This is a genomic window from Kitasatospora sp. NPDC058048, from assembly GCF_042885555.1.
Classification (GTDB): Bacteria; Actinomycetota; Actinomycetes; order Streptomycetales; family Streptomycetaceae; genus Kitasatospora; species Kitasatospora lactacystinica.
Window position 1 is genome coordinate 1 of sequence record NZ_JBHVRT010000091.1, and the last position, 6345, is coordinate 6345.

General features: G+C 74.4%; 2 protein-coding genes. Both read left to right on the forward strand.

Features of this window, described 5'->3' with window-relative positions; genetic code table 11:
- The coding region (locus tag ACFVVA_RS41970; protein WP_387695989.1) for an amino acid adenylation domain-containing protein at positions 1–2960 on the forward strand (2960 nt) is incomplete at its 5' end.
- A partial coding sequence (locus ACFVVA_RS41975) for an amino acid adenylation domain-containing protein (RefSeq protein WP_387695990.1) occupies positions 2957–6345 on the forward strand: 3389 nt, incomplete at its 3' end. The genes ACFVVA_RS41970 and ACFVVA_RS41975, both read left to right, overlap by 4 nt.

A 6345-nucleotide genomic window follows, 5' to 3' on the forward strand; every position in this document is an offset into this window, starting at 1 on the left:
TGGACGACGCGCAGCCGCTGCTCGTCCTCACCCGCTCCGACGTGGCCGACCGGGTACCCGAGGGCCGTCCGGTCGTCGTGCTGGACGATCCGGCGATCGTCGAAGCGGTGGCAGCCCGGTCGGGTGCCGAACTCGACAGCCCCGCGCGACTGTCGAACCCGGCCTACCTGATCTACACCTCCGGTTCGACCGGTCGCCCGAAGGGCGTCGTGGTGTCGCACTCGGGTGTGGCCGGCCTGCTCGCCACACAGGTGGAGCGGTTCGAGGTCGGTCCGGGTTCGCGGGTGTTGCAGTTCGCGTCGCCGAGTTTCGACGCGGCGTTCTGGGAACTGTGCATGGGTCTGCTGTCCGGTGCGGCGCTGGTCGTCGTGGAGGCCGAGCGGCTGCTGCCGGGCGAGGCCCTGGCGGGCACCCTGGTGGAGTACGGCGTGACGCACGCGACGCTGCCGCCGGTCGTGTTGGCGGCGATGGACGCGGATGCCGGGCTGCTGGCGGGTGGCACGTTGGTGTCGGCCGGTGAGGCGCTGTCGGGCGAGGTGGTGGGCCGCTGGTCGCGGGGCCGTCGTCTGGTGAACGCTTACGGTCCGACGGAGTCGACCGTGTGTGCTTCGATGAGTGGCGCGCTGAGTGGCGGCGAGGCTCCGCCGATCGGTTCTCCCGTGTTCAACTCCCTTCTGTACGTGTTGGATTCGGGGCTGCGCCCGGTGGCTCCCGGTGTGGTCGGCGAGCTGTTCATCGCCGGCCCGAGTCTGGCGCGGGGCTACCTGAACCGCCCCGATCTGTCCGCGCAGCGCTTCGTCGCCGACCCGTACGGCCCGGCCGGTGCCCGGATGTACCGCACCGGCGACCTCGCCCGCTGGGGCGCGGACGGCCAACTCGTGTACGTCGGCCGCGCCGACGACCAGGTGAAGGTGCGCGGCTTCCGGATCGAGCTCGGCGAGGTGGAAGCGGCGCTGGCCGCGCAGGAGGGTGTCGGCCAGGTGGCCGTCGTCGTGCGCGAGGACCAGCCGGGCGTGCGTCAGCTCGTCGGCTACGTCGTCCCCGCCGCCGGTGCCGAGCTCGACCCGGCCGGACTGCGCATCGGTGTGGGCAGGCTGCTGCCCGACTACATGGTGCCGGCCGCCGTCGTGCCGCTGGGCGAGCTGCCGCAGACCCCGAACGGCAAGCTGGACCGCAAGGCCCTGCCGGCCCCCGACCTGTCCACCGCCGCGAGCGGCACTGCCGCCCGCACCGACCGCGAAGCGGTCCTCTGCGAGCTCTTCGCCGGCCTCCTGGGCCTCGACCGGGTCGGTGTCGACGACAGCTTCTTCGATCTGGGCGGCGACAGCATCGTCTCCATCCAGCTGGTCAGCCGCGCCCGCAAGGCCGGCCTGGTGATCACCCCGCGCCAGGTCTTCGAACACAAGACCGTCGCCGCCCTCGCCGTGATCGCCGACGAGTCGGCGCCGGAAGCGGCGGGCCCTGCCATCGAGGACAGCGGGATCGGCCGGATCCCGGCGACCCCGGTGATGCGCTGGCTGCTCGAACGCGGCGGCCCGATCGGCCGGTTCAACCAGTCGATGCTGCTGCACGCCCCGGCCGAGCTGACCGAGGAGCACCTGACCGCCGCCCTCCAGGCCGTGCTGGACCACCACGGCGCGCTGCGCGCCCGGCTGGTCCGCGCAGACGGTCCCGCGCTGGACGTCCCGCCGCCCGGCACCGTACGCGCCGCCGAGCTGGTGCGCCGGATCGACCTCACCGCCGCCACCACCCCGGACCTGACCGAACTGGTGGCCCGGGAGAGCGAGGAGGCCGCCGACCGGCTGGACCCGGAGCACGGAGCCATGCTCCAGGCGGTCTGGTTCGACGCCGGCCCCGGCAACGCCGGCCGGCTGCTGCTGGTCGTCCACCACCTGGTGGTCGACGGCGTGTCCTGGCGCATCCTGGTGCCGGACCTGGCCGCTGCCTGGGAAGCCGTACGGGAAGGCCGCACGCCCGCCCCCGAGCCGGTGCCGACCTCCTTCCGGACCTGGTCCGAGGGCCTGGCCGAGGCCGCTGTCGACCCCCGCCGGCGGGCTGAACTGTCCCAGTGGGAGCGCCAGTTGGACGGGCTCGACCCGCTGATCGGCGACCGCCCGTTCGACCCGGCCCGGGACGTCGTCGCCACCGAGCGCACCCTCACCCGCACCCTGGACACCGGGCTCACCGCCGAGCTGCTGACCAGCGTCCCGGCCGTCTACCACGCGGGCGTCAACGACGTCCTGCTCACCGCCTTCGCGCTCGCCGTCGCCGACCACCGCCGCCGGAGCGGCCGCCGGGGCGACGGCTCGGTGCTGGTCGACCTGGAGGGCCACGGCCGCGAGGACGTGCTCCCCGGTGCCGACGTCTCCCGCACGGTCGGCTGGTTCACCAGCCTGTACCCCGTTCGGCTCGACCCGGTTGTCCGGGACTGGGCCGGGATCTGGGCCGGCGGTGCCCCGGTCGGCCAGGCGCTCAAGCGGGTGAAGGAGCAGTTGCGCGCCTTGCCCGACCACGGCCTCGGCCACGGTCTGCTGCGCCACCTGAACCCGGCGACCGGCCCGCAGCTGGCGGTGTTCGGCGAGCCGCAGCTCGGCTTCAACTACCTGGGCCGCTTCCCCGCCGCAGGTCGCGAGCCCTGGACGGCGGCCGCCGAGGCACCGGCGCTCGGCGGCGGCGCCGACCCGGCGATGCCGCTCACCCATGCGCTGGAGCTCAACGCGCTCACCGAGGACCACCCGGACGGCCCCCGGCTGGTGGCCACCTGGTCCTGGCCGGACGGCGCCGTCCCCGAGGCGACCGTGGCCGAACTGGCCGACCTGTGGTTCCGCGCGCTGGCCGTCACCGCCGCGCACGCCCGCACCGCCGGCAGCGGCGGCCACACCCCCTCGGACCTCTCTCTCGTGACCCTGTCCCAGGCCGAGATCGACCTGCTGGAAGCTGACTGGAGGATCTCAAAGTGACGAAGCCCGGCCTGGCGGACGTGCTCCCGCTCTCCCCGCTGCAAGAAGGACTGCTCTTCCACTCGCTCTACGACGAGCGGGCCGCCGACGTGTACACCGTGCAGCTGGTCCTCGACCTGGACGGCCCGCTCGACCCGGCCGCGCTGCGCGCCGCCGCCGACGGCCTGCTGCGCCGCCACCCCAACCTGCGGGCGGCCTTCCGGCACGAGGGCCTGGCCCGGCCCGTCCAGCTGATCCCGCACGAGGTCGAGCTGCCGTGGACCGCGACCGACCTGTCCGGCCACGCCGACGAGGCCGCCCGGCAGGCCGAACTGACCCGTCTGCTGGCTGCCGACCGGGGCCGCCGCTTCGACCTCGCCCGCCCGCCGTTGCTGCGCTTCGCGCTGTACCGGCTCGGTGAGCAGCGGCACACCCTGGTGCTGACCAAGCACCACATCCTGCTCGACGGCTGGTCGATGCCGATCCTGGTACGCGAGCTGTTCGAGCTGTACGGCCGGGGCGGCGACGAGACGGCGCTGCCCGCCGTCACGCCGTACCGCCGGTACCTGGCCTGGCTGGGAGACCAGGACGCCGACGGGGCCCGGGAGGCGTGGCGGCAGGCGCTGGCCGGGCTGGAGGAGCCGACCCTGCTGGCCGGCGCCGAGCCCGAGCAGGCCACCCGCACACCCGAGCACCGGATTGTCGAGCTGTCCGCCGAGCTGACGGCGCAGCTGCGCAGCCAGGCCCGCCGGCACGGGCTGACCCTCAACAGCGTGCTCCAGGGCGCCTGGGCGCTGCTGCTCGCCAAGCTCACCGGCCGCGACGACGTGGTGTTCGGCGCGACCGTCTCCGGCCGTCCGCCGGAGCTCCCGGGTGTCGAGACGATGGTCGGCCTGTTCATCAACACCCTGCCCGTCCGCGCCCGACTCCAGGCCGGTGAACGGCTGGTGGACGCGCTGGCGCGGATGCAGGACCAGCAGGCCGACCTGATGGAGCACCAGCACCTGGGCCTGACCGAGGTGCAGCGCCTCGCCGGGCACGGCCGGCTCTTCGACACCATCGCGGTCTTCGAGAACTACCCGCTCGACCCGCAGGCCCTCCAGCCCGCCGTCGGTGAGCTGCGGCTGGCCGACCTGCAGGCGATCGACGCCACCCACTACCCGCTCGGCGTGATCGCCAGCGTGGTCGAGGGGCGGCTGCAGCTGCGCCTCGACCACCGACCCGAGCTGTTCGACGCCGACGCCGTCCGGCTGATCGGCGAGCGGCTGGTCCGCCTGTTCGAGGCGATCGCCGCCGACCCGACCCAGCCGGTCGGCCGGATCGACCTGCTCGGCCCGGCCGAGCTGCACCGCGTCCTGGTCGAGTGGAACGGCGACGGTGCCGAGGTGGCCCCCGCGACCGTCCCGGAGCTGTTCGCCGCCCAGGCCGCGCGCACTCCCGAGGCCGTCGCCGTCACGCACCGGGACACCGAGCTGACGTACCGGGAGCTGGACGCCCGGGCCAACCGGCTGGCCCATCTGCTGGTCGAACGCGGCGTCGGCCCCGAGGACTTCGTCGCGCTGGCGCTGTCCCGCTCGGCGGACCTGGTGGTGGCCGTCCTCGCCGTGCTCAAGGCCGGCGCCGCGTACGTGCCGCTCGACCCCGAGTACCCGGCCGACCGGCTCGCCTACACCCTTGCGGACGCGCAGCCCGCGCTGCTGCTCACCGACGCCGCCACCGACGTGCCGGCCGGCGACACCGCGCGCGTCGTCCTGGACGCCCCGGGCGTGCTCGCCGAACTCGCCGCCCGGCCGGACACCGCCCCGGTGACGGCGCTGCGTCCGGAGCACCCTGCGTACGTCATCTACACCTCGGGCTCCACCGGCCGGCCGAAGGGCGTGGTGATCCCGCACCAGAACGTGGTCCGGCTGTTCGGCGCCACCGAGCGGTTCTTCCACTTCGGCCCGCAGGACGTCTGGACGCTGTTCCACTCCTACGCCTTCGACTTCTCGGTCTGGGAGCTGTGGGGCCCGCTGCTGCACGGCGGCCGGCTCGTCGTCGTCCCGTACTCGGTCAGCCGCTCGCCGGAGGAGTTCCTGCGGCTGCTCGCCGAACAGCGGGTCACCGTCCTCAACCAGACCCCGTCCGCCTTCTACCAGCTGATGCAGGCGGACCGGGAGAACCCCGAGCTGCGCCGCGAACTCGCCCTGAAGTATGTGGTGTTCGGGGGTGAAGCGCTCGACCTGTGGCGATTGGCCGACTGGTACGAGCGGCACGACGACCGTGCTCCCGTGCTGGTCAACATGTACGGCATCACCGAGACCACCGTGCACGTCAGCCACCTGGCGCTGGACGCCCCGAGCGCGGCCGCCGGCCCCGGCAGCATGATCGGCGGCGCCATCCCCGACCTGCGGATCCAGATCCTGGACGGCGGGCTGCGCCCGGTCGCCCCCGGAGTCGCGGGCGAGATCTACGTCGGCGGCGCCGGGCTGGCGCGCGGCTACCTCGGCCGCCCCGGCCTGACCGCCGAGCGCTTCATCGCCGACCCGTACGGCCCTCCCGGCGCGCGGATGTACCGCACCGGCGACGTCGCCCGCTGGACGGAGACCGGCGGACTGGAGTTCGCCGGCCGCGCCGACGACCAGGTGAAGATCCGCGGCTTCCGGATCGAACTCGGCGAGATCGAGGCCGTGCTGGCCGCTCACCCGGCAGTCGCGCAGAGTGCCGTGCTGGTCCGCGAGGACCGCCCGGGGGACCTGCGGCTGGCCGCCTACCTGGTGCCCGCCGCCGGGCAGGCGCTGGACCTCGGCGCCCTGCGCTCGCACGCCGCCCGGGCGCTGCCCGAGTACATGGTCCCGGCGGCCTTCGTCGGGCTGGAAGTGCTCCCGCTCACCCCGAACGGCAAGCTGGACCGCAAGGCACTGCCCGCACCCGAGTTCGCCACCGGCGGCGGGGCCGGACGCGGCCCGCGCACCCCGCAGGAGGAGATCCTCACCGGGATCTTCGCCGAGGCGCTGGGCGCGCCCGTGGTCGGTGTCGACGATGACTTCTTCGCCCTCGGCGGGCACTCGCTGCTCGCCACCCGGGTGGTCGGCCGGGTGCGGACGGCGCTCGGCGTCGAGCTGCCGATCCGTACCCTGTTCGAGGCCCCGACCGTCGCCGCACTGGCCGGCCGGCTCGCCGAGGACGCCGGGCAGGCCCGCCCGGCGCTGCTCCCGGTGGTGCGGCCGGAGCGGGTGCTGCTGTCGTACGCGCAGCGGCGGCTCTGGTTCCTGCACCGGCTGGAGGGGCCGAGCGCCACCTACAACATCCCGCTGGCGCTGCGGCTTTCCGGCGCGCTGGACCGGGCCGCGCTGGCGCAGGCGCTGGCGGACGTGGTCGGGCGGCACGAGAGCCTGCGCACGGTGTTCCCCGAGGACGGGGGCGT